The following is a 22024-nucleotide window of genomic DNA, read 5'->3' on the forward strand; positions in this document are numbered from 1 at the left end:
TTCACGGTGCTCAAGTCCTTCGGCCACAGGGGCACCCTATGTTGTACCGCCGGTAACTTTCCTTGGTTCGCCCCCTACCCATCAGTACGGGGCTGCTCTACTCTCCCAACAGTGCCAGTGATTGCTGGCAGAGTCGTGTGACGTAATGCGGGAGGCGGCACCATGGCCCAGCACGAGCATGTACGCGTGGCGGTGATCGGATCCGGATTCGGGGGCCTCGGGGCCGCGGTCCGGCTGCGCCGTGAGGGCATCACGGATTTCGTCGTCCTGGAACGGGCCGGTTCCGTCGGAGGCACCTGGCGCGACAACAGCTATCCGGGCTGCGCCTGCGATGTGCCGTCCCACCTCTACTCGTTCTCGTTCGCGCCCAACCCCGACTGGCCGCGCACCTTCTCCGGACAGCGGCACATCCGGGCGTATCTGGAGCATGTCGCCGACACCTTCGGGCTCCGCCCGCATCTCCGGCTCAACCATGAAGTGACCATGATGCGCTGGGACAACGACGAGCTGCACTGGGTGATCGAGTCCGCCAACGGGACCACGATCGTCGCCGATACCGTCGTCTCCGCGACCGGTCCGCTCTCCGACCCGAAGATGCCGGACATCCCCGGGCTCGCCGAATTCCCCGGCAAGGTCTTCCACTCCGCGCGGTGGGACCACGACTACGACCTGACCGGCAAGCGGGTCGCGATGATCGGCACCGGCGCCTCCGCCATACAGATAGTCCCGGCGATCCAGCCGAAGGCCGGCCGGGTGACCCTCTTCCAGCGCACCCCGCCCTGGGTCATGCCGCGCATGGACCGGACCATAAGCGGCGCCGAACGCTGGCTGCACCGCGCGATCCCCGTCACCGGCACCGCCCGCCGCGGACTGCTGTGGGGCATCCGGGAGTTGCAGGTCAGCGCCTTCACCAAGCACCCGGACCAGCTGGGCCTGGTGGAGAGGATAGCCAAGTCCAACATCGCCCGGTCCATCAAGGACCCCGCCCTGCGGGCCAAGCTGACCCCCTCGTACCGCATCGGCTGCAAGCGCATCCTGCTCTCCAGCGCCTACTACCCGGCGCTCGCCCAGCCCAATGTCGATGTGGTCGCCTCCGGACTCACCGAGGTGCGCGGCTCCACGGTCGTCGCGGCCGACGGTACGGAGACCGAGGTCGACGCGATCATCTTCGGCACCGGCTTCCACGTCACGGACATGCCGATCGCCGACCGGGTCGTCGGCGCGGAGGGCATCACGCTCGCCGAGCACTGGAAGAACGGCATGACGTCGCTGCGCGGCGCGACCGCGGCCGGCTTCCCCAACTGGATGACGATCATCGGGCCGAACACCGGGCTCGGAAACTCCTCCATGATCCTCATGATCGAGTCCCAGCTGAACTACATGGCCGACTATCTGCGTCAGTTGGACGTCCTGGGCGGCCGGGCGGCACTCGGTGCGCGCACCTCGGCCGTCACGGCGTGGAACCACCGGGTCCAGGAGCGGATGAAGCGGACCGTGTGGAACACCGGCGGCTGCACCAGCTGGTACCTGGACGCCGAAGGACGCAACACGACGGTCTGGCCGGGCACGACGAGCGAGTTCCGCAAGGAGACCCGGACCGTGGACCTGGCGGAGTACGAGGTCATCCGGATTCCCCGGCGGACCGTCCCCGCCCAGGCCCGCGCCGCGGCGCCCGTCGCCGAGGAGATCGCGGGATGAGCCGGCTGCTGCGACGTGAGGCGGCACGTCAGGTGCCCGCCGCCCCGGTACCCGAACGGGTACTGCCCGCCGTCTCGGCCGACGGCTCCCGCATCCATGTCGAACTGCACGGCCCCGAGGACGCCCCCGCGGTGGTGCTGGCGCACGGCTGGACCTGTAGCACGCACTTCTGGGCCGCCCAGATCCGGGACCTGGCCGTCGACCACCGGGTCATCGCCTACGACCAGCGCGGTCACGGCCTGACCCCCGCGGCGGCGGGGCCCGGCGGATACAGCACGCACGCGCTGGCCGACGACCTCGAAGCGGTGCTGGCGGCCACCCTCGCACCGGGACGCAGAGCGGTGCTCGCCGGGCACTCCATGGGCGGGATGACGCTGATGGCCGCCTCCCGGCGACCGGGGCTGCGCGAGCACGCCGCCGCCGTCCTGCTGTGCAGCACCGGCAGCTCGCGGCTGGTCTCCGAGGCGCTCGTCGTACCGATCCGGCCAGGAGGTGTACGGACCCGGGCGACCCGCGCGATCCTGGGAGCACGGGCGCCGCTCGGACCCGTCACGCCGGTCTCCAGGAAGGTCCTGAAATACGGCACGATGGGTCCTGGTTCGGCCCCGGAACGGGTCGAGGCATGCGCCCGCATCGTGCACGCGTGTCCGAGAAAGGCCCGGGTGGCCTGGGGGCACGTGCTCGCGGAGCTGGACCTGGACGCGGGCGTGCGGGGGCTGCGGGTACCGACCGCGGTGATCGCGGGCACGGCCGACCGGCTGACCCCGCCGGTCCACGCGCGCGCCATCGCCGCCGCGCTGCCCCAGTGCCTCGGCCTGACCGAGCTCACCGGCATGGGGCACATGACTCCGGTCGAGGCCCCGGAAGCGGTCACGGCCCGGATCCGGGAACTTGTCGTGCGGTACATCGCGGTGGACGGGGCCGGTACGGCCGAGAAGGAGGAGGTCGCATGAGCGGCAGGCGGAGTCTCGAAGGACAGGTCGTCGTCGTCACCGGCGCGGCGCGGGGCGTGGGCGAACTGCTGGCCCGCAAACTCTCGGCGCGGGGCGCGACGCTGGCGCTGGTCGGACTGGAACCGGACGAGCTGAAGAAGGTCTCCGAGCGGCTGCACGGGGAGAGCGACCACTGGTTCGCCGATGTCACCGACCATGTGGCGATGGCACGGGTCGCCGAGGAGATCAAGGCACGCTTCGGCAAGATCGACGTCGTCGTCGCCAACGCGGGCGTCGCCTCGGGCGGGCCGTTCATCGACTCCGACCCGGAGGCGTGGCGGCGGGTCATCGAGGTCAACCTGATCGGTGGCGCGGTGACCGCGCGGGCGTTCCTGCCAGTACTGATGGAGAGCCGCGGGTACTTCCTCCAGATAGCGTCACTGGCCGCGATCACCCCGGCGCCGATGATGACCGCCTACTGCGCGTCCAAGTCGGGCGTGGAGGCGTTCGCGCACAGCCTGCGTGCCGAGGTCGGCTACCGGGGCGTCCGGGTCGGGGTCGGCTATCTGTCCTGGACGGACACCGACATGGTGCGGGGCGCCGACGAGGACGACGTGATGCGTGAGCTGCGCCAGCGGCTGCCCTGGCCGTCGAACCGTACGTACCCGCTGGGTCCGGCCGTGGACCGGATCGTGGCCGGCGTCGAACGGCGCTCCCCGCATGTGTACGCCCAATGGTGGCTGCGCGGGATGCAGTCGGTGCGTGGCTGTCTGCCGTCCCTCATCGGAGTGGTCGGGCAGCGCGAGATGAAGAGGTTCGGGCCGCGGCTGGAAGGCGTCTCCAAGGGGCTGGTGGGGGCCGGGGGAGCGGCGGACCAGGATGCGCGCACGTTGCGTAGGTGATCGAAATGCGGTGAATGTCGTGCCGTGCGAGGCTGGGCGGGGCCCTTCAGGGGGCCTCCCCCCCCCACGTACCCCACGCACCCCACAGGAGTGAACGGCATGGGCATCGCAGACCAGTTCAAGGACAAGGCGCAGAGGCTCGCCGACGAGGCCAAGCGGAAGATGGACGAGGGCCGCGACGAGGGCGGGGAGCGGACGCAGGACGCGTCCGAGCAGGCAGCGGAGACGTCGCGGCACAACCGTGACATGGCCCGCGACGCCGCGACCGCTCTCGGCGAGCGCCGCGACCGCTGACGCGCCTTCGCGCCCTTGCGCGTTGTCCGTGATTCACCAACCGCATCCGGGTCCCCGGGTGCGGTTGGTGCGCGCGCCCGGGCGAACCGCGGGCGCCCGGAAGGTACTTCAGGAAGCCCGCAGCGGCGTCAGGACGCCTTGACGGACTCCACGAACGGTGACCAGGCGGACGCGTGGACGATGAGCGCCGGTCCTTCGGGGCGCTTGGAGTCGCGGACGGGGACGACGCCGGGGTGCCCGTCCGCGACTTCGAGGCAGTTGCCGCCGTCGCCGTTGCTGTAGCTGCTCTTGCGCCAGGTCGCGAACTCCTGGGCGACTTCGAGGCAGTTGCCGCCACTGCCGTTGCTGTAGCTGCTCTTACGCCACGTGGCGGCGCCGAGATCAGGACGGGTGCTGGCCATGCCGGAACTCCTCAGCCGCCTTCTCGATCAGGGCAAGGGACACCTCCGGCGGCAAGGCGGCGGCCCTCAGCCGATCGTATGCCTTGTGGTACTGCATCACGATGGCCGGATCATCGATGATCTGACCGTGGTATGGCCCCTCGGTGTAGAGCAGCGGTGGTTCGCTGTCGAAGTCCATCAGGAGGAGCGGCAACTCGGTGAGGGGACGGGTCGGGCCGTTCCACGGAAGGATCTGTGTAACGACACGACCGCGCCGCACCAGGGCGGTGATCTGGTCCAACTGCTCGGCCATTTCCACTGGCGGGACGATGGGGTGGCGCACCAGCGACTCGTGCAGGACCACCCAGTACTCGGGCTTCTTGGGGTTGTCGAAGAGCCGGGCCCTGTGCAATCGAGCGTTGATCTTGGCTTCGACCTCCTCCGCTGTGTCCAGAGAATGCGTGGAGCGGATGACGGCCTGGGCGTACGAACGGGTCTGGAGCAGGCCAGGGATCAGCGTGCCGGACCACTCGCCGATGGTCCGCGCCCGCGTCTCCGCTTCCGCGACCGGAGCGAAGAACGCTGCGTGAGCCCCCTGTTTGGCCTTCCGCACGTCCTCGCACCGCCGCTGGAAGAACCCGTCCGTCCCCAGTACCCGGTCCACGTGCTGCGCCAGATCCACCGGCATCCGGCGATGGCCGTGCTCGATCTCGCTCAGGTACGTGATCCCGTAGAAGCTGCCGTCCACCAGCTTCTCCAAGGTCAGGCCCGCCTGCTCCCGTTTGAAGCGGAGCTCCTTGCCGTAGAACTGCGGGACCCCGGCCGAGCCGTCGATCTCCTTGCGCGTAGCCACCTTTGACCACCTTTCGCGCTGTGCGTTGTGGAGCGGGAAACCCTTTCAAGGTAGGGGACCGTACGGCAACGTGTGAGGCGTTCGTCACAGTGCGCAACGAAAGGTGGATGCTCCCCCCATGGACGACACTCAGGACACCCCCGGCTACGACATCGGCGCGGACGTCGACGCGCTGCGTACCGCGCTCGCGGTCCACGGCATCACCCTGCCGTCGCTCGGCGTCGATCCGCTGACCCTCGCCGGGTGCGCCACCCGGCCGCAACTGGTCGCGCTCGGCAACTGCAATGTGGCGACCGCGCGCCGGATGGCCGAGGTGCTGCGGTCGGCGGCCGGTGGATGACCCCGCTGCCGTTCACGGTGCATCTGCTCGCCGTGCCGAAGGCCGTACCGGAGGTCCGGCGCACCCTGCGGGAGTGTTGCGGGGGTGCGGATTCGCCCGATCTGCTGCTCTGCGTCAGTGAGTTGCTGGCCAACGTGATCGTGCATCTCGGCGAGGGCACACCGGTCACGCTCCGGGTCAGCGGTACCCGCTCCGGCCGGGTCCGGGTCGAGTTGAGCGACCCCGAGCCGGGTGCCTGGCCCGCCCTGCGGGCTGCGGCGGACGGCGAGGAGTCGGGGCGGGGGCTGACGCTCGTGGACGCGCTGGCGTTGCGGTGGGGCGTCGAGCAGCGGCCGTACGGGAAGACGGTCTGGTGCGAACTGGGGGCGCCCGCCCGGTGGGGCGGGCCGGATCGCGAACCAGCCGGTCCCGACAGCAGATCCGCGGCGGGTGTCGCTCCCGGCACCGGCTGACGGCGGGCGTGCCGCCCCGTGCCGTTCGTACGGGGCGGGCGGGCCGCCCCGTGCCGTTCGTACGCTCGTCGCCGGACCGGAGAACGTCCCTCGCCGGGGCGGTCGCCGGTCCGGCGCCGTTTCTTCGGACTCTTCAGACGGTCTTCAGGAGCCCTCGGATGTGCCCGGCGAGCAGCCGGGCGTCGGGCCCTGGGGTCGAGGGCGGGGTGGCGGCTCCCTGGACGGACCGGCGGCAGGGGCCGCAGAGGCCGTCGGGGAGGGATTCGGGGCGGCCCGGGGCCCCGCATTCGGTGCACTCGACCAGCAGGCGGTGCGGGGCGGTGCCCGGTGCGGGAGGTGTGGGCGTGGCTGGCAGGAGGGGCGGGAGCTTCCTGATGAGCCGGTCGCGGACGAGGCCCACGGGGGAGTCGACGCCGGTCGGGAGCCCGCAGGAGAGGGCCTGGAGGAGGTAGTCCGCGTCCGCTCCTCGGTCGAACCAGCACTGCGCCAGGTCCTGCAAGGTCTCGCAGTCGGCGGCGGAGAGCGCCAAGCGGGGGTCGCGACGCCCGAGTTGTGCCAGGGCCAGGTAGGCGGGGGAGGCGCCCACAAGGGGCGCCTGCTGCGGTGCGCCCAGTGCCGTGGGCGAGGTCGGTGACGGGCTTGTGTCCGGCGCCGGTGCCTGTGCTTCCTGCTTTTCAGGCTGCGGTACGGCCTCTTCTTCCGCTTCCCTCTCGGGGCCCGGCTCCGGCTCCGGCTCCGGCACCTGCTCCTGCTTCGGCCCCGGATTCTGCGGTGGTACGTGGGCGGCGGCGATGACCGGCGGGGCGGGAGCGGGCTCTTCAGCGGGCACCCAGGGCGGGGGCGCGGTCGCGGGGGCCGTTGCTGCCAGGGGTGCCCCGATGGTCTCCGTCGCCAGGAAGGTGTTCCACCACTCGTTGTCACGGGCGGTACGTGACCAGAAGGTCCGGGAGACCCAGCGGACCTGGTCGCCCTCGCCCGCCGGGCGGCGTACCCGGCGCAGGTGCCCGGCAACCGACAGGGCGGTCAGGGCCGATGCCACGGCTTGTTGGCCGTAGAGCGGGAGCTGTTTGGCCAGGGTCTTGACGTCCATCGCCGAGCCGTCGGGAAGACGCTCGACAAATCCGGCGACATAGCGCTCGCGCTCGGGCAGCAGGGCGAACTCCGAGCCGGTGGGCGTGTGTTGGCCGGGCGTCGAGCGCTTGCCGTAGCCGGGCTTGGCCTTCGGGTACGGGAGTGAGCGTGCGGGTGCACGGAGGGCAGGGCTAAGGTTCCGGGTAGCCACGGGATCGACGCTGCTTTCGATCTTGAGGTGAGACCCCGGCTCGGTGCTTCTACACCGCGTCGGGGTCGTTTCGTTGGAGGCACGGTAAGCAGCCGCGTGACCGCGCCGCAAGCTGCCCGGATTAGTCATACTTGCTGGCCGTGACAGGGAAGGGAGGGGAGGGAGGTTTTCCCGACTTCCCTTCTTTTCCCTACCGGTAACAGAAAAAGCTCGAACCTTGAAGCTCGTGTCCCGACGCCCGAATCCCGAAGCTCAAGCTTCGGGCCCGCGCCCTCCTCATGTACACCCGAAAAGGTGAACAGTCCCTCCCGAAGCCCGAAGCCCGAAGCCCGAAGCCCGAAGCCCGGGGCTTTCCTACCTCGGGGGCAACGGCGGACGTCGCAGGTCCGGGGCCGTGGTGTAGCTCGGGGGTGTTGCCGCCGGGTGCTTCGCCAGCAGGTCCAGTGCCACGCGCACCGCGTCGTCCAGCACCGCGTGCCTGCCCTCCGCCCAGTCGAGCGGGGTGCGCAGCGCCTCCAGGTCGGGCTCGACGCCGTGGTTCTCCACCGACCAGCCGTACGTGTCGAACCACGCCGCGTTCATCGGCACCGTGATCACCGTGCCGTCGCCCAGCCGGTGGCGCCCGGTCATGCCGACCACGCCGCCCCAGGTGCGCTGGCCCACGACCGGTCCCAGCTTCAGCAGCCGGAACGCGGCCGTGATCATGTCGCCGTCGGAGGACGTCGCCTCGTCGGCCAGCGCGACCACCGGGCCACGCGGCGCGTTCGACGCGTAACTGACCGCCTGGGCGTTGCGCGTCAGGTCCCAGCCGAGGATCCTGCGGGTGAGCTTCTCGACGACCAGTTCGCTGATGTGGCCACCCGCGTTGCCCCGTACGTCCACGATCAGCGCCGGGCGCGACACCTCCAGCCGCAGGTCCCGGTTGAACTGGGCCCAGCCCGAGCCGCCCATGTCGGGGATGTGCAGGTAGCCGCACTTGCCGCCGCTCAACTCCCGTACGACTTCCCGGCGTTTGGCCACCCAGTCCTGGTAGCGCAGCGGCCGTTCGTCGATCAGCGGAACGATCGCGATGCGGCGTGAGCGGCCCTCGTCGCCCGCCGGGCGGAACGTCAGCTCCACCGTCGTGCCGCCCGCCGCCGTCAGCAGCGGGTACGGCCCCGTCACCGGGTCCACCGGGCGGCCGTCGACATGGGTGAGGGCGGCGTCCTCCCTGATCCCCGTACCCGCCAGCGGTGAACGCGCCTTGGAGTCCGAGGAGTCGCCGGGCAGGATGCGCTGGATGCGCCACGCCCCGTCACGGCACACCAGATTGGCGCCGAGCAGCCCGATCGCCCGCTGGTAGTGCGGCGGGCCCTCGTTGCGGCGGGCGGGTGCCACGTACGCGTGCGAGGTGCCCAGTTCGCCGAGCACCTCGCGCAGCAGGTCCGCGAACTCGTCGGGTGAGGAGACCCGTTCGACCAGTGGGCGGTACTGGTCGAGCACCCCGCCCCAGTCGATGCCGCACATGTCCGGCTCCCAGAAGTAGGAGCGGATGATCCGGCCCGCCTCGTCGTACGCCTGGCGCCATTCCGCCGCCGGGTCGACGTCGTGCAGGATGCGGCGCAGGTCGAGATAGACGGTGGAGTCGTTGTCGCCGGGCTCGTTGGACGGTACGGCGCGCAGTTCGCCGTCGTCCATGACGACGAGCCGGCTCGTGTCGCCGCTGACCGCGAACCAGTCGAGGTGGTCGACCAGTTCGGTCCTGCGGGCCTTGGCGATGTTGAAGTGCTCCAGGGTGGGGCGCCCCGACATGTCCGCCGGGTTGGCGAAGGTCTCGCCCAGCGCGCCCGAGATCGGCCAGCGCAGCCAGACGAGCCCGCCACCGCTGACCGGGCGCAGCGCCGAGTACTTCGACGCGGAGACCGGGAACGGCGTCACCCGGCTCTCCAGGCCCTCGAACTCGACGGTGACCGTCGCCCCCTCCCCCGTACCGCCGTCGGGAAGGTCCACCGGGTCCAGGCCGCCCGCCGCCGGGCGCCCGTCCGGGGAGAGCGCGAACGGCGACGGGGTGGCCGAGGAGAGCGGGACCAGATACGGGCGGCAGCCCAGCGGGAAGGAGAGGTCGCCGGTGTGGACGTCGTACACCGGGTCGAAGCCCCGCCAGGACAGGAACGCGAGATAGCGGCCGTCGCCCGTGAAGACCGGGTTCTCGTCCTCGAAGCGGCCATTGGTGACATCGACGATCACCGGTGCGCCCGGCCCGGAGATCCGGGCCAATTTGATCTGGCGCAGGGAGCGGCCGACCCCGGGGTGCGACCAGGTCAGCCAGGCGCCGTCGGGCGAGAAGGCCAGGTCGCGGACCGGGCCGTTGACGGAGCGGATGAGTTCGGTGACGTCGCCGATGACGTCCGTCGCGTCCACGTCGGTTTCGGTGGCGTCCGTCGTGTCCCCGGCCCCGTCCGTGGCGTCCGTGGCGTCCGTGGCGTCCGTGGCATCCGGGGCATCCGGGGCGGCGTGCACCTCCGTACCTGTACCCGTACCCGTATCCGTACTCGTACCCGCCTCCGGCTCCCCTTCCTCCGTCGTGTCCAGGAGCAGCAGCCGCCCGTCGTTCGACGCGACCGCCAGCCGTTCGCCCGCCGGGTCGGAGATCAGCTCCTGTACCCGGCCCAGCTTCCCGGAGGCCAGTCGGCGCGGTTCGCGGTCGCCGCTGGCCCGGGGGAGGTAGGCGATCTCGATCGCGTCCTCGCCGTCCGCGTCCGTCACGTACGCCACCTGACCGACACTGCCCAGCATCTCCGGCAGCCGGACCCGGACCCCCGGGGTGTCGGTGATCGTGCGGGCGGGGCCGTCGCGGTGGGTGAGCCAGTACAGGCTGCCGCGTACGGAGACGGCGCTCGCCCGGCCCGTCTCGTCGACCGAGAGCGAGTCGACGTTGCTGGCGGCGGGCACCTGGTGCGTACGCCGTCCGGTCCGGGGCCCGCCGAGCCGTACCTCCAGCTTCCGGGGCCGGGCGTCCGGTGACTGGAGGTCCTCGACCAGCCACACATCGCCGCCGCACTGGTAGACCACCCGGTGCCCGTCGCTGGAGGCGTGCCGGGCGTAGAAGGCGTCGTGGTCCGTGTGGCGCCGCAGATCGCTGCCGTCCATCAGGCAGGAGTACAGATTGCCGACGCCCTCGTGGTCGGAGAGGAACGCGATCCGGCGGCCGACGAACATGGGCGAGTCCAGCTGACCGCCGATGTCCGGCAGCAGCCGTTCGCCGTGCAGCCACAGGCGCCCGGTCGCCCCGCCCCGGTAGCGCTTCCAGGCGGCCGGTTCGTGCGGCGGCCTGCCGGTGAGCAGGAGCGAGCGCCGCTCGCCGTCGATGTCCGCGATCGCGATGTCGGAGACCGGTCCCCAGGGGAGCCGGCCGCCGGGGCTGCCGTCGGTGGGGACGCTGTAGGCCCAGGAGAAGTACGAGAAGGGCTGGTTGTGCGAGGACACGGCGAGGATCTGGGACGTGTCGCCCGGATCGGGGCTCCAGCCGCAGACCCGGGCGTCGGTCGAGCCCCAGTAGGTGAGCCGGCGGGCGGGGCCACCCTCGACGGGGGCGACATGGATCTCGGGGTCCAGCGTTCGCCAGGTGGTGTAGGCGATACGGGTGCCGTCGGGCGAGAAGCGTGGATGGCTGACCCTGGTGCGGTCGACGGTGATCCGCCAGGCCCGGTCGGGCCGGTGTCCTGCCGGGGCGAGGGGGGAGACCCAGAGGTCGTCCTCGGCCGCGAAGCAGAGCAAGTCCTGGTGGAGGTGCGGGAAACGGAGATACGCGACGTCGTCACTCACCCTCCAATGCTTTCCGCGCGAACGGCCCGAAGCAACTTGTGGTGCAGCACACAAGCGAAACGTTTTCGTTTCGCTGGGCGGTGGGAGTACGGTCAGGTGTACGAAACGGTTTCGTTCGATGGTGAGCGAATCCAGCGAATCCAGCGGAGCGAAGCGCGAGGGAGGTCGGCACACATGGCACGCACCAGGCTCACACCCGAGCGTGAGGGTGAGCTCTACGCCGCCGTCCTCGACCTGCTCCGCGAGGTCGGTTACGACGCCCTGACCATGGATGCCGTCGCCGCCCGTACCCGGTCCAGCAAGGCCACCCTCTACCGTCAGTGGGGCAGCAAGCCCGAACTGGTCGTGAAGGCACTGAGGTACAACAAGCCGGTGAGCCTCGGCGAGATCGACACCGGTTCGCTGCGCGGCGATTTCCATGTCGCGCTGAGCCGCAACGACGACTGTCAGATGGAGAAGGACTCCGCGCTGATGCGGGGCCTGAGTCAAGCCGTCCATGACAATCCCGATCTGCACAAGGCGCTGCGCGAGCTGCTGATCGAGCCGGAGATGACCGGTCTCGACCTGCTGCTGCGACGGGCCGTGGAGCGGGGCGAACTGCGCTCGGACAATCCGGCGCTGAAATACATCCCGCACATGCTGATCGGCGCGCTCGCCGCTCGGCAGCTGGTCGAGGACCGCGCCGTCGACCAGGCGTTTCTCATCGATTATGTCGACTCCGTGGTCCTCCCCGCCCTCGGCGTCTGACGTCCCCGCCCCGCCCGCACGGCCCTCTCCCCGACGCTCCACCTGACACGCCGCTCTCGTCGTCGGGCTGGTTCCTCATGCCCATTTCCACTCATACGACCTGACCGGGAGTACGCCCCCGTGGCCACATTCCTCTACAAGCTCGGACGGCTCGCCTTCCGGCGCCGCCGCTATGTCGCCCTCGTCTGGGTGGCACTGCTGGCACTCGCCGGATTCGGTGCCGCCTCCGCTTCCACCGCCACCTCCAGCTCCTTCTCGATTCCGGGTACGGAGGCCCAGAAGGCCTTCGACCTGCTGGAACAGCGCTTCCCGGGCAGCAGCGCCGACGGCGCGACAGCCCGCGTCGTCTTCACCGCACCCGACGGACAGAAGGTGACCGACGCCGCCAACAAGGCCGAGGTCAAGGACATCGTCGGCGAGCTGAAGTCCGGCTCGGACCAGATCGCCTCGGTCGCCGACCCGTACACCGCCGACGCCGTCAGCAAGGACGGCTCCACGGCGTACATCTCGGTCTCCTACAAGGTCAACTCGATGGAGCTGACCGACCCGGCCCGTGAGGCCCTGGAGGACGCGGGGGTGGCCGCCGAGAAGAGCGGGATGACCGTGGCGATCGGCGGTGACGCGCTCCAGGTGATGCCGGAGACCGGCGCCACCGAGATCATCGGGGTCGCCATCGCCGCGGTGGTGCTGGTCATCACGTTCGGCTCGCTGATCGCCGCCGGGCTGCCGCTGCTCACCGCGCTCATCGGGGTCGGCATCGGGGTCTCGACGATCACGGCGCTGGCGAACGTGCTGGACCTGGGCTCCACCACCTCGACGCTCGCGATGATGATCGGCCTCGCGGTCGGCATCGACTACGCGCTCTTCATCGTCTCCCGCTACCGCGCCGAACTGGCCGAGGGCCGGGAGCGCGAGGAAGCCGCCGGGCGGGCCGTCGGCACGGCCGGTTCCGCGGTCGTCTTCGCGGGCCTGACCGTGGTCATCGCCCTGGTGGGCCTGGCCGTCGTGAACATCCCGATGCTGTCGAAGATGGGCTTCGCCGCCGCCGGAACGGTCGCCATCGCCGTCCTCATCGCGCTCACCCTGGTCCCGGCGCTGCTGGGCTTCGCGGGCAAGCGGGTCATGGGGCGCAAGGCGCGCCGGGCCGCCGAGGCGGAGAACCGTCCCGAGGCCAAGCCGAACATGGGCACCCGGTGGGCGCGGTTCGTGCTGCGCAAGCCGGTGTGGGTGCTGCTGGCCGGTGTCATCGGCCTCGGCGTCATCGCCGTACCGGCCGCGTCGCTGGAGATGGGCCTGCCGGACGACGGCTCCCAGCCGAAGAGCACCACGCAGCGCCAGGCGTACGACGCGCTCTCCGACGGCTTCGGTCCCGGGTTCAACGGGCCGCTGATGGTCGTCGTCGACACGAAGAACAGCTCGGACGGCAAGACCGCGGTCAACCAGGTCTCCCAGGAGATCGAGTCCATGCCGCACGTCGTCGCCGTCAGCCCGGCCGCCTTCAACAAGGCGGGCGACACCGCGACCATCACCGTCATCGCACAGGACCGGCCCAGCTCCGTCGAGACGGAGAACGTGGTCCACGCCATCCGTGACGCGGGTGCCGACATCAAGAGCGACTCCGGTGCCGAGGTGCTGGTCACCGGTGCCACCGCGATGAACATCGACTTCTCGCAGAAGATGAACGACGCGCTGCTGCCCTACCTGGCGCTCGTCGTGGGTCTGGCCTTCCTGCTCCTGATGCTGGTGTTCCGCTCGGTCCTCGTGCCGCTGAAGGCGGCGCTCGGCTTCCTGCTCTCGGTCGTCGCGGCACTCGGCGCGGTCGTCGCGGTCTTCCAGTGGGGCTGGCTCGGTTCGCTCTTCGGCGTCGAGCAGACCGGCCCGATCATGTCGATGATGCCGATCTTCATGGTCGGTGTGGTCTTCGGTCTCGCCATGGACTACGAGGTCTTCCTCGTCACCCGGATGCGGGAGGCGTACGTCCACGGGGAGAGCCCCGGCCAGGCCATCGTGACCGGCTTCAAGCACGGCGCACGGGTGGTCACGGCCGCGGCCGTGATCATGATGGCGGTCTTCGCCGGCTTCATCGGCGCCAGCGAACAGATGATCAAGATGATCGGCTTCTCGCTCGCCATCGCCGTCTTCTTCGACGCCTTTGTGGTGCGGATGGCGATCGTGCCCGCGGTGCTGGCGCTGCTCGGCAAGCGCGCCTGGTGGCTGCCGCGCTGGCTGGACCGCGCGCTGCCCAACGTGGACGTGGAGGGCGAGGGCCTGCGCAAGCAGCTCTCCGACGCTCCGGAGTCCTCGCGGGGCGGGTCCGGCGGCGACGCCGACGGTGAGCGTGAGCTGACCCGCGTCTGAGCGGTGTCCGAGCGGTGTCCGAGCCGGTGTCCCGGGTCCGCTCAGGCGGACCCGGGGCCCGGATCCCATGAACCCCGGGTCCGCGTCCGAGCGGAGCGCGGCCCCGGAAGCGCCGGTTACCTGTGGGGACGGGGGCCGGGGCGAAGACGAGAGCCCCCGTGCGAGCGGCACGGGGGCTCTCGTCATGCCCGGCGGCGGGCGTGGTGCTCGGCGGCCGGTGTCAGCTGGTATCGGACGAATTTGCCGGTGTCAGGCTGAATCGCCCGGTGTCAGCTGGTATCAGCCGTGGGTGGCCGGTTCTGGGGGCGCGGTCTCGCTGTGGGTCCGGTCGAGGAAGCGGATCAGCGTCGCGTTGTCGAACTGGAACACCTCGACGCCGTCCGCCGAGTGCAGTTCCACGATCAGCTGGGCCCGGCCGCACGGCCAGACACGGACGGCGCCGCGCTCGGCGGGGGACCGGAGGCCCCGTTCCAGCAGGTCGCGGCCGAATGCCCAGTCGCTGCCGCCGGGCAGGGTGACATGGACGGTGCGCGGGTCGACGGCCGCGTCGTAGCGCAGGGCGACGGGGACGGGGCGGGTGAGCGGGCCGTCGGTGATGAGCCGGGCGCGGGCATGTTCTTCAATCACGGGGGACATGAGCCGGCTCCTCCTATTTATAGAACTTTGCACTCTAATGTCCCACATTTTGGACCAGGGGCACGCCGAGTGCGCGAGGGACGGGCCCGGGTGCGGCGGGCACGGGCCCGGGTGTGTGGGGGTGCGGGCCCGGGTGCGCACGGGGCGGACCTGGGTACGGTGAGCAGTTGTGACCTGTTCGCTCTTGCATGGTGTTCGCAACAGGGTCCTATCATTGACGGGTTCATGACCCCGCCCGCAGGAACGCGGAAACCGCAGGAAGCGGAGCCACCTCATGCATGTACCCGACGGATTCATCAACGCACCCGTCTCCGTGGCCGCGGGAGTCGTCGCCGCGGGCGCCGTCGCCGTCAGCCTCCGAGGTGCCCGCCGCGAGCTGGACGAGCGCACCGCCCCCCTCGCGGGCCTGGTGGCCGCCTTCATCTTCGCCGTGCAGATGCTGAACTTCCCGGTCGCGGCGGGTACCAGCGGCCATCTGCTGGGCGGGGCGCTGGCCGCGATCCTGGTCGGGCCGTACACCGGAGTGCTCTGTATCGCCGTCGTCCTGCTGATGCAGGGCATCCTCTTCGCGGACGGCGGCCTCACCGCGCTCGGGGTGAACATCACGGTGATGGGTGTGGTCACCGTGATCGTCGCGTACGCCCTGTTCCGCGGCCTGACCGGAATCCTGCCGCGCACCCGCCGCTCGGCCACCGTCTCCGCCTTCGTCGCCGCCCTGGTCTCCGTACCCGCCGCGGCCTGCGCCTTCACGCTCATCTACTGGATCGGCGGCACCACCGACATCCCGATCGGCAAGGTGCTCACCGCGATGGTCGGGGTGCATGTGCTGATCGGTATCGGTGAGGCCGTGATCACCGCGCTGACGGTGGGGGCCGTCATCGCCGTACGCCCCGACCTCGTGCACGCCGCCCGCGGGCTCGCCGCCCCGCTCAAGCTCCGCGTCGACGGCGAGCTGATCGACGCCCCGTCCGTGGCCCCGTCACCGTCCGACGCCCCGTCCGCGGCCCCGTCGCCGTCCGGCGCCCCGTCCGGCGCCCCGTCCGTGGCCCCGTCGCCGTCCGGCGCCCCGTCCGGCGCCCGGTCCCGGTCCGGCTCCGCCACCCCGGCCGCCGCCCGGTCCACGCGCAAGGTCTGGGCCACCGGCCTGGTCACTGCCCTCGTCCTCGCGGGCTTCGTCTCCTTCTACGCCTCCGCCAGCCCCGACGGCCTGGAGAAGGTCGCCGCCGACAAGGGCATCGACAGGAAGGCCGAGGAGCACGCCGCCTCGGACTCCCCGCTCGCCGACTACGGCGTGAGGGACGTCACCGACGCCCGGATCTCCGGGGGCCTCGCCGGAGTGATCGGCGTGAGCGCCACGGTCGTCGTCGGCAGCGGCGTCTTCTGGGCCGTACGCCGTCGCCGTACCCACGGCTCCGACACCCCCGCCGCCGCCCACCACGCCGGAGAGAACGCCTGACATGGGCGCCGGACACGCGCACAAGCTCTACCGGCACGGGCACTCGCCCGTCCATGGCCTGCCCCCGCACTGCAAGCTCGCCGCCGTCTTCTGCTTCGTCGTCGTGGTCGTCTCCACGCCGCGCGAGGCGGTCTGGGCCTTCGCGCTGTACGCGGCCCTGCTCGCCGTCGTCGCCACGGTGGCCCGTATCCCCGCCGGTTTCCTGCTGAAGCGGCTCCTCATCGAGGTGCCGTTCGTCGCGTTCGCGCTGCTCATGCCCTTCGTGGTGCCCGGCGAGCAGACCGAGATCCTCGGTGTCTCCGTCAGCGTCCCCGGCCTCTGGGGCGCCTGGAACGTCCTCGCCAAGGGCACCCTCGGCGTCGCCGCCTCCGTGATCCTCGCCTCCACCACCGAACTGCGGTCCCTGCTGCTCGGCCTCCAGCGGCTGAGAATGCCGCCGCTGCTGGTCCAGATCGCGTCCTTCATGATCCGGTACGGGGACGTCGTGACCGGCGAGATGCGGCGCATGTCGATCGCCCGCCGCTCCCGGGGCTTCGAGGCACGCGGCGTACGCCATTGGAGTGTCCTCGCCAAGTCCGCGGGCGCCCTGTTCATCCGGTCCTACGAGCGCGGCGAGCGCGTCCACCTCGCGATGGTCAGCCGCGGCTACACCGGCACCATGCCGGTCATCGACGAGGTGACGGCCTCCCGGACCCAGTGGGCGTACGCCTCGGTGCTGCCCGCGTTCGCCCTCGTCATCTGTCTGCTGGGATGGTCCCTATGAGCAGCCCGTCCACCGCCCCCGCACCATCCCTCGAAGTCAGCGGACTCGCCTACGCCTACCCGGACGGCCACCAGGCCCTCTTCGGCGTCGACCTCACCGTCGCCCGTGGCGAACGGGTCGCCCTCCTCGGCCCCAACGGAGCGGGCAAGACCACCCTCGTCCTCCACCTCAACGGCATCCTCGACGCGGGTGCGGGCACCGTGCGCGTCGCCGGGCTCCCCGTCGCGAAGCGGAACCTCGCCGAGATCCGCCGCCGCGTCGGCATCGTCTTCCAGGACCCCGACGACCAGCTGTTCATGCCGACCGTCCGCGAGGACGTCGCCTTCGGGCCCGCCGCCGCGGGGCTGCGCGGCCCCGAACTGGAGGAGCGGGTCCGCTTCGCGCTCCAGCAGGTGGGCATGGAGGAGTACGCGGGCCGGCCGCCGCACCACCTGTCCTTCGGGCAGCGCCGCCGCGTCGCCGTGGCCACCGTCCTCGCGATGCGGCCGGAGATCCTCGTCCTGGACGAGCCCTCCTCCAACCTCGACCCGGCCTCGCGCCGCGAACTCGCCGACATCCTGCGCTCCTTGGACGTCACCGTGCTCATGGTCACCCACGACCTGCCGTACGCGCTCGAACTCTGCCCGCGCGCCGTCATCCTCAGCGAGGGCGTCATCGCCGCCGACGACCGTACGCAGGATCTGCTCTGCGACGATCAACTGATGCGCGCGCACCGGCTGGAGCTGCCGTTCGGGTTCGATCCGCGTTCCGTGTCCGTGAACAGGGGGTGACCCGCTACGCGTCCGGCCCGCCGTGCGATGCACCATGGGGGGATGAGCGGGAGCGCAGGAGCAGGCGTGGACGTACGGGGCATGGTGGCACCCGGATTCGAACCGGTTGGGGACGCTTTCGTCCGTAACTTCGAACAGCGCGGGGAGCGCGGTGCGGCCGTCACGGTGTACCGCGCCGGGCGCAAGGTGGTCGATCTGTGGGCCGGTACGCGGGATGTCGGCGGCACCGAACCGTGGGCCGTCGACACCGTGCAGGTCGTCCGCTCGGCCGGTAAGGGCATCGCCGCCGCCGTACCGCTGCTGCTCCACCAGCGCGGGCAGGTCGACCTGGACGCCCCGGTCGGCACGTACTGGCCGGAGTTCAAGGCGAACGGCAAGGAGCGGGTCCTCGTCCGCGACCTCCTCGCCCACCGGGCCGGAGTGCCCGCCCTGGACCGCGCGCTGACCCCCGAGGAGGCCGCCGACGGGACGTCCGGCCCGCGCGCCGTCGCCGCCCAGCGCCCGCAGTGGGAGCCCGGCACCGACCACGGCTATCACGCCCAGACCTACAGCTGGCTCATCGGCGAACTGGTGCGCAGGGCCACCGGCCGGACCATCGGCCGCTGGATCGCCGAGGAGATCGCCCGCCCGCTCGGCCTGGACTTCTGGTTCGGGCTCCCCGCCGACGAGGCCCACCGCATCGGCCGTATCGGACCGGTCGAGCCCCCGCCCGTCGAGGTCAACGGCGGCACCCTGCGCGTGCGCCCCAAGCGGTCCGTCGCCGACGCCTACCGCGACCCGGACTCCCTCACCCGCCGGGCGTTCGGCGCCATCGACCCGTTCCCCGACGAGAACGACCCCGGCTACCGGGCCGCCGAACTCCCCGCCTCCAACGGCATCGCCACCGCCCGCGCACTGGCCCGCTGCTACGCCGCGATGATCGGCGAGGTCGACGGCCACCGGCTGTTCGCCCCGGCCACGCTCACCCTCGCCCGCACCGAGGAATCGGCGGGACCGGACCGGGTCCTGGTCGTGAACACCCGTTTCGGCCTCGGCTACATGCTGCACGGCCCGGCCGCCCCGCTGCTGGCACCCGGCTCCTTCGGACACCCCGGCCGGGGCGGCTCGCTCGGATTCGCCGACCCCGAATCGGGCATCGCCCTGGGCTATGTGACGAACGGTCTGCAGAAGGGAGTCACCGCCGACCCCCGTGCCCAGGCACTGGTCAGAGCAGTACGGTCGGCTCTATGACTCCTGCACGTTTCGATGGTCACAGTGTCCTCATCACCGGCGCCGGCCAGGGTATCGGCGCGGCGACCGCCCGCCGCCTGGCCGCCGAAGGCGCGGCCGTACTCGTCACCGATCTGCACGCTGCCCGCGCGGGGAACACGGCCGCGGAGATACGCGAGGCGGGCGGCACCGCCGAGTCGGTGGCCTGCGACGTGGGCGACCGCCGGGCTGTCGAGGCGGCCGTCGCCCACGCGGTCACCGCCTTCGGCCGCCTGGACGTGCTGGTCAACAACGCCTACTCGGCCGGAACGGACACCCCGCTCTTCGAGGACGAGACGGACGAGGCCTGGGAACGCGACCTCGACATCACCCTGACCGGCCCGTACCGCAGCTCCCGCGCCGCCCTGCCGCACCTGGTGGCCTCGGGCCGGGGCGCGATCGTCAACATCGGCTCGGTCAACGGCGAACAGGACTTCGGCGGTCACGCCTACAGCGCCGCCAAGGCGGGCCTCGCCAGCCTGACCCGTACCCTGGCGGGCCACGCGGGCCCGCGAGGCGTCCGCGTCAACCTGGTCGCCCCCGGCACGATCCGCACCGCCGCCTGGGCGGGCCGCGACGCCGAACTGGACCGGATCAGCGCCCTCTACCCCCTCGGCCGCATCGGCGAACCCGACGACATCGCGTCCGCCGTCGCCTTCCTCGCCTCCCACGAGGCGTCCTGGATCACGGGCACGACCCTGCGCGTCGACGGCGGCCTGCTCGCCGTCAACACGGGCTTCCGGAAGGCGGTCTCGGAGGGGTAGGGGGCGGCGGTACGCGGGGAACCCGCGTATGCGGCGGCCTATGGTGCATTGCATGTCCGCCGATCTGATCCGCATCGTGTCCCGCGACTCGCCCATGGCGCTCGCCCAGGTCGAACGCGTCCGCGCCGAGCTGGCCGCGCTCCACCCTGCCACCCGCACCGAGGTCGTCCCGGTCAGGACGACCGGCGACAAGTGGATGGGCGACCTCAGTGCGGTCGAGGGAAAGGGCGCGTTCACCAAGGAAGTGGACGCCGCCCTCCTGGCCGGGGAAGCGGACCTGGCGGTGCACTGCGTCAAGGACATCCCCGCGGACCGGCCACTGCCCGCCGGGACGGCCTTCGCCGCGTTCCTCAAGCGCGACGACATCCGCGACGCGCTCATCCACCCGGGTGGTGTGCGCCTCGACCAGCTCCCCACCGGGACCCGCGTCGGAACGTCGTCCGTGCGTCGCGTCGCCCAACTCGCCGCGTCACACCCGCACCTCGCCTGCGTACCGATGCGCGGCAACGCGAACCGACGCCTGGAGAAGCTCGCCGCGGGGGAAGCCGACGCGCTGCTGCTGGCTGTCTCCGGACTGGAGCGCATCGGCCGTACCGATGTGATCACCGAGATCCTGTCCTCCGACGTGATGTGCCCGCCGATCGGCGCCGGAGTCCTCGCCCTGCAGTGCCGCGAGGACGACACCGCCCTGATCGACGCCGTGAGCGCGCTCGGTGACCTCGCGGCACACCGTGAGACAACGGCCGAGCGGATGTTCCTCCACGTTCTGCAAGGGCACTGCAACAGTCCCATCGCGGGTTACGCGCAGGTCGAGCGCAACGGCGACCTGTCGCTGCGGGCCAAGGTCTTCACGCCCGACGGCAAGACCGTCCTCAACGCCCACGAGTGGGCCGGCCCGCTCGACCCGGCGACCCTCGGCACATCCGTCGCTGTCACCCTGCTGCGTCAGGGCGCCCGGGAGCTGATCGACGGCATCGCGCACTGACCGCCCGTACGACTCCTGGGGCGGGGGCGGGGGCGATGGCAGCATGGAGCAATGACGACGAACCACGAGGAATCCCTGGAAATCCCCGCCCCGGACCCTGCGCCCTGGTCCTCCGGGGGCCCGCTCCACGGCGATCTCCTCGCGGCGAAGGAGCGGGTGTACGACCCGTGCGGATTCCGCTGCTCACGGCCGGTGGCGGAGGCGGAGAGCGCCGACTACGGGGCGTACGGATTCACGCTGGACGGTCTCTCCGTCAGGTTCCGCGCGGCCAGGACCACCCCGAAGAAGGCCGGTCAGTTCGTCACCCTGTGGAAGAGGTCCGGGGAGGGCCCGATCCGGCCCTTCGACGTTGAGGACGGCGTCGACCTGTTCGTCATCAGCACCCGCGACGACCGGCACTTCGGCCAGTTCGTCTTCCCGCGAGAGGTGCTCTGCGAGCGGGACATCGTGTCGAGGAACGGCGCGGGCGGGAAGCGAGGGTTCCGCGTCTACCCGCCGTGGGCGACGACGACGAACCGCCAGGCCCGCAGTACGCAGACCTGGCAGCTGCACCACTTTCTGCCGGTCGGCGAGGACGGTCCGGTCGACACCGGGCGCGCTCGGGCGCTGTATCGCCCCTGAGGCGCGCGCCGACCCGCCTCGGTCGCCCGTACGGGGTGCTCAACCCGTGTGCAGCATCAGGCCGATGCCGACCACCATCAGACCGGCGGCGGCCGTGGTGCAACCGGCGATCGCCGGACCTGTTACGAGGGCCGCCAGTCACCCATCCGGGGGCGTATCGAATGGGTGGTCGATGTGCACGAACCGGGTGTGCCTGAAGACGACGGGGATGGTTCAGGCAGCGTCAGTGCTCTCGCCGAGAGCCTTCGTGGAGGATTCGTATGCGCAGGTCTGTTGCTCTTTCAGCTTTCGTACTCACATTCGCCGCGAGTACGTCCCTGGCTCCGGCCCAGGCCCAGGCTGATACCCCGGCGCCGGATTCCCTCAGCGTGCTGTCCGACGTCATCGGTGATTTCCAGACCGCCGGCGACTACGTCCATTTCTCCAGTACGCCGCCACCGACCGCCTCCGCCCACGGATGGTGGTTGAACGGCTCCGGTCCCGGCACCAAGGCCAAGGTGACGGTGTCGCTCCAAGCGAAGGACGGGGGCGGCAACTGGAAGTCGGTGGAGACCAGTTCCAAGACCATCAAGCCGGGCGGCGGCAGCGCACGCCGGGCCAATGCACGTAAGACGTGCGAAGGAACGGCGAAGACGACCTGGCGTAGCGTCGTCGATGTCGACGTGATCGGCGTCAGGGATTCTCCGAGCAAGCTCTACACACCGTCCAAGACGTATCCGTGCGGCGCCGGACTGTGAGG

Annotated in this window: 21 protein-coding genes; 16 read left to right on the plus strand and 5 right to left on the minus strand. The window is 71.0% G+C overall.

The genetic code is table 11. The features are described 5' to 3' along the window. The first annotated feature begins 162 nt into the window (after positions 1-162). The 4 genes from A6A29_RS32945 to A6A29_RS32960 all read left to right on the plus strand — a co-directional run bounded on the left by A6A29_RS32945 (position 163) and on the right by A6A29_RS32960 (position 3826). A complete protein-coding gene (locus A6A29_RS32945; RefSeq protein WP_073725842.1) occupies positions 163-1698 on the plus strand; it encodes a flavin-containing monooxygenase in 1536 nt (511 codons plus the stop codon). Continuing rightward, the gene (locus A6A29_RS32950) at positions 1695-2651 is read left to right on the plus strand and encodes an alpha/beta fold hydrolase (RefSeq protein ID WP_073725844.1); all 957 of its coding nucleotides are present in this window, start codon (positions 1695-1697) and stop codon (positions 2649-2651) included. The genes A6A29_RS32945 and A6A29_RS32950 overlap by 4 nt, the downstream gene beginning before the upstream one ends. Beyond that, entirely contained in the window at positions 2648-3532 is an 885-nt protein-coding gene (locus A6A29_RS32955) for an SDR family oxidoreductase (RefSeq protein ID WP_073725846.1), read from the plus strand. Before A6A29_RS32950 ends, A6A29_RS32955 begins: the two co-directional genes overlap by 4 nt. A gap of 99 nt (positions 3533-3631) precedes the next feature. Continuing rightward, entirely contained in the window at positions 3632-3826 is a 195-nt protein-coding gene (locus A6A29_RS32960; protein WP_073725848.1) for a hypothetical protein, read from the plus strand. Positions 3827-3954: 128 nt separating this feature from the next. Here the strand turns inward: A6A29_RS32960 and A6A29_RS32965 are convergent, their stop codons facing one another. Further along, the gene (locus A6A29_RS32965) at positions 3955-4227 is read right to left on the minus strand and encodes a DUF397 domain-containing protein (RefSeq protein ID WP_073725850.1); all 273 of its coding nucleotides are present in this window, start codon (positions 4225-4227) and stop codon (positions 3955-3957) included. Further along, positions 4208-5059: a helix-turn-helix domain-containing protein gene (locus A6A29_RS32970; RefSeq protein WP_073725852.1), complete on the minus strand. Its 852-nt coding sequence runs from the start codon at positions 5057-5059 to the stop codon at positions 4208-4210. The genes A6A29_RS32965 and A6A29_RS32970 overlap by 20 nt, the downstream gene beginning before the upstream one ends. Before the next feature lie 118 nt (positions 5060-5177). Between A6A29_RS32970 and A6A29_RS32975 the strand changes: the two genes are divergently transcribed. Continuing rightward, positions 5178-5399 carry a hypothetical protein gene (locus A6A29_RS32975; RefSeq protein WP_073725855.1) on the plus strand — a complete coding sequence of 74 codons (222 nt, stop codon included), beginning with the start codon at positions 5178-5180 and terminating at the stop codon, positions 5397-5399. Further along, a complete protein-coding gene (locus A6A29_RS32980; protein WP_073725857.1) occupies positions 5396-5851 on the plus strand; it encodes an ATP-binding protein in 456 nt (151 codons plus the stop codon). Before A6A29_RS32975 ends, A6A29_RS32980 begins: the two co-directional genes overlap by 4 nt. 133 nt (positions 5852-5984) lie before the next feature. Here the strand turns inward: A6A29_RS32980 and A6A29_RS32985 are convergent, their stop codons facing one another. Together A6A29_RS32985 and A6A29_RS32990 are read right to left on the minus strand one after the other, a co-directional pair. After that, positions 5985-7133 (minus strand): hypothetical protein, encoded by a 1149-nt coding sequence (locus tag A6A29_RS32985; protein ID WP_073725859.1) that lies wholly within the window; start codon positions 7131-7133, stop codon positions 5985-5987. A gap of 354 nt (positions 7134-7487) precedes the next feature. Continuing rightward, entirely contained in the window at positions 7488-10937 is a 3450-nt protein-coding gene (locus tag A6A29_RS32990) for a S41 family peptidase (protein WP_073725861.1), read from the minus strand. A gap of 174 nt (positions 10938-11111) precedes the next feature. Here A6A29_RS32990 and A6A29_RS32995 point away from each other — a divergent pair, with 174 nt between their 5' ends. Then, positions 11112-11684 carry a TetR/AcrR family transcriptional regulator gene (locus tag A6A29_RS32995; RefSeq protein ID WP_073725863.1) on the plus strand — a complete coding sequence of 191 codons (573 nt, stop codon included), beginning with the start codon at positions 11112-11114 and terminating at the stop codon, positions 11682-11684. 120 nt (positions 11685-11804) lie between these two features. Continuing rightward, a complete protein-coding gene (locus tag A6A29_RS33000) occupies positions 11805-14042 on the plus strand; it encodes an MMPL family transporter (protein ID WP_073725865.1) in 2238 nt (745 codons plus the stop codon). Between the two features lie 279 nt (positions 14043-14321). Here A6A29_RS33000 and A6A29_RS33005 read toward each other — a convergent pair whose 3' ends face one another. Further along, complete coding sequence (locus A6A29_RS33005) at positions 14322-14678, minus strand: SsgA family sporulation/cell division regulator (protein WP_079183125.1); 357 nt, start codon at positions 14676-14678, stop codon at positions 14322-14324. Positions 14679-14952: 274 nt separating this feature from the next. Here A6A29_RS33005 and A6A29_RS33010 point away from each other — a divergent pair, with 274 nt between their 5' ends. The 8 genes from A6A29_RS33010 (at position 14953) to A6A29_RS33045 (ending at position 22022) form a co-directional block, all read left to right on the plus strand. Beyond that, positions 14953-16134, plus strand: coding sequence for an energy-coupling factor ABC transporter permease (locus A6A29_RS33010; protein ID WP_073725867.1), 1182 nt, complete (start codon positions 14953-14955; stop codon positions 16132-16134). A 1-nt stretch (position 16135) separates the two neighbouring features. Beyond that, positions 16136-16897, plus strand: coding sequence for a cobalt ECF transporter T component CbiQ (gene cbiQ / locus A6A29_RS33015; RefSeq protein ID WP_073725869.1), 762 nt, complete (start codon positions 16136-16138; stop codon positions 16895-16897). Beyond that, on the plus strand, positions 16894-17667 hold the full coding sequence (locus tag A6A29_RS33020) for an energy-coupling factor ABC transporter ATP-binding protein (protein ID WP_073725871.1): 774 nt from the start codon (positions 16894-16896) through the stop codon (positions 17665-17667). The genes cbiQ and A6A29_RS33020 overlap by 4 nt, the downstream gene beginning before the upstream one ends. A gap of 66 nt (positions 17668-17733) precedes the next feature. Further along, positions 17734-18897, plus strand: coding sequence for a serine hydrolase domain-containing protein (locus A6A29_RS33025; protein ID WP_073725873.1), 1164 nt, complete (start codon positions 17734-17736; stop codon positions 18895-18897). Then, complete coding sequence (locus A6A29_RS33030) at positions 18894-19679, plus strand: SDR family NAD(P)-dependent oxidoreductase (protein ID WP_073725875.1); 786 nt, start codon at positions 18894-18896, stop codon at positions 19677-19679. The genes A6A29_RS33025 and A6A29_RS33030 overlap by 4 nt, the downstream gene beginning before the upstream one ends. Positions 19680-19731: 52 nt before the next feature. Then, positions 19732-20664, plus strand: coding sequence for a hydroxymethylbilane synthase (gene hemC / locus A6A29_RS33035; RefSeq protein WP_073725877.1), 933 nt, complete (start codon positions 19732-19734; stop codon positions 20662-20664). A gap of 51 nt (positions 20665-20715) precedes the next feature. Then, positions 20716-21285 (plus strand): MepB family protein, encoded by a 570-nt coding sequence (locus A6A29_RS33040; protein WP_073725879.1) that lies wholly within the window; start codon positions 20716-20718, stop codon positions 21283-21285. 368 nt (positions 21286-21653) lie between these two features. Further along, the gene (locus A6A29_RS33045) at positions 21654-22022 is read left to right on the plus strand and encodes a hypothetical protein (protein ID WP_241838747.1); all 369 of its coding nucleotides are present in this window, start codon (positions 21654-21656) and stop codon (positions 22020-22022) included. Positions 22023-22024 lie beyond the last annotated feature (2 nt).

Origin of the sequence: Streptomyces sp. TSRI0281 (assembly GCF_001905125.1) — a bacterium.
Lineage (GTDB): Bacteria > Actinomycetota > Actinomycetes > Streptomycetales > Streptomycetaceae > Streptomyces.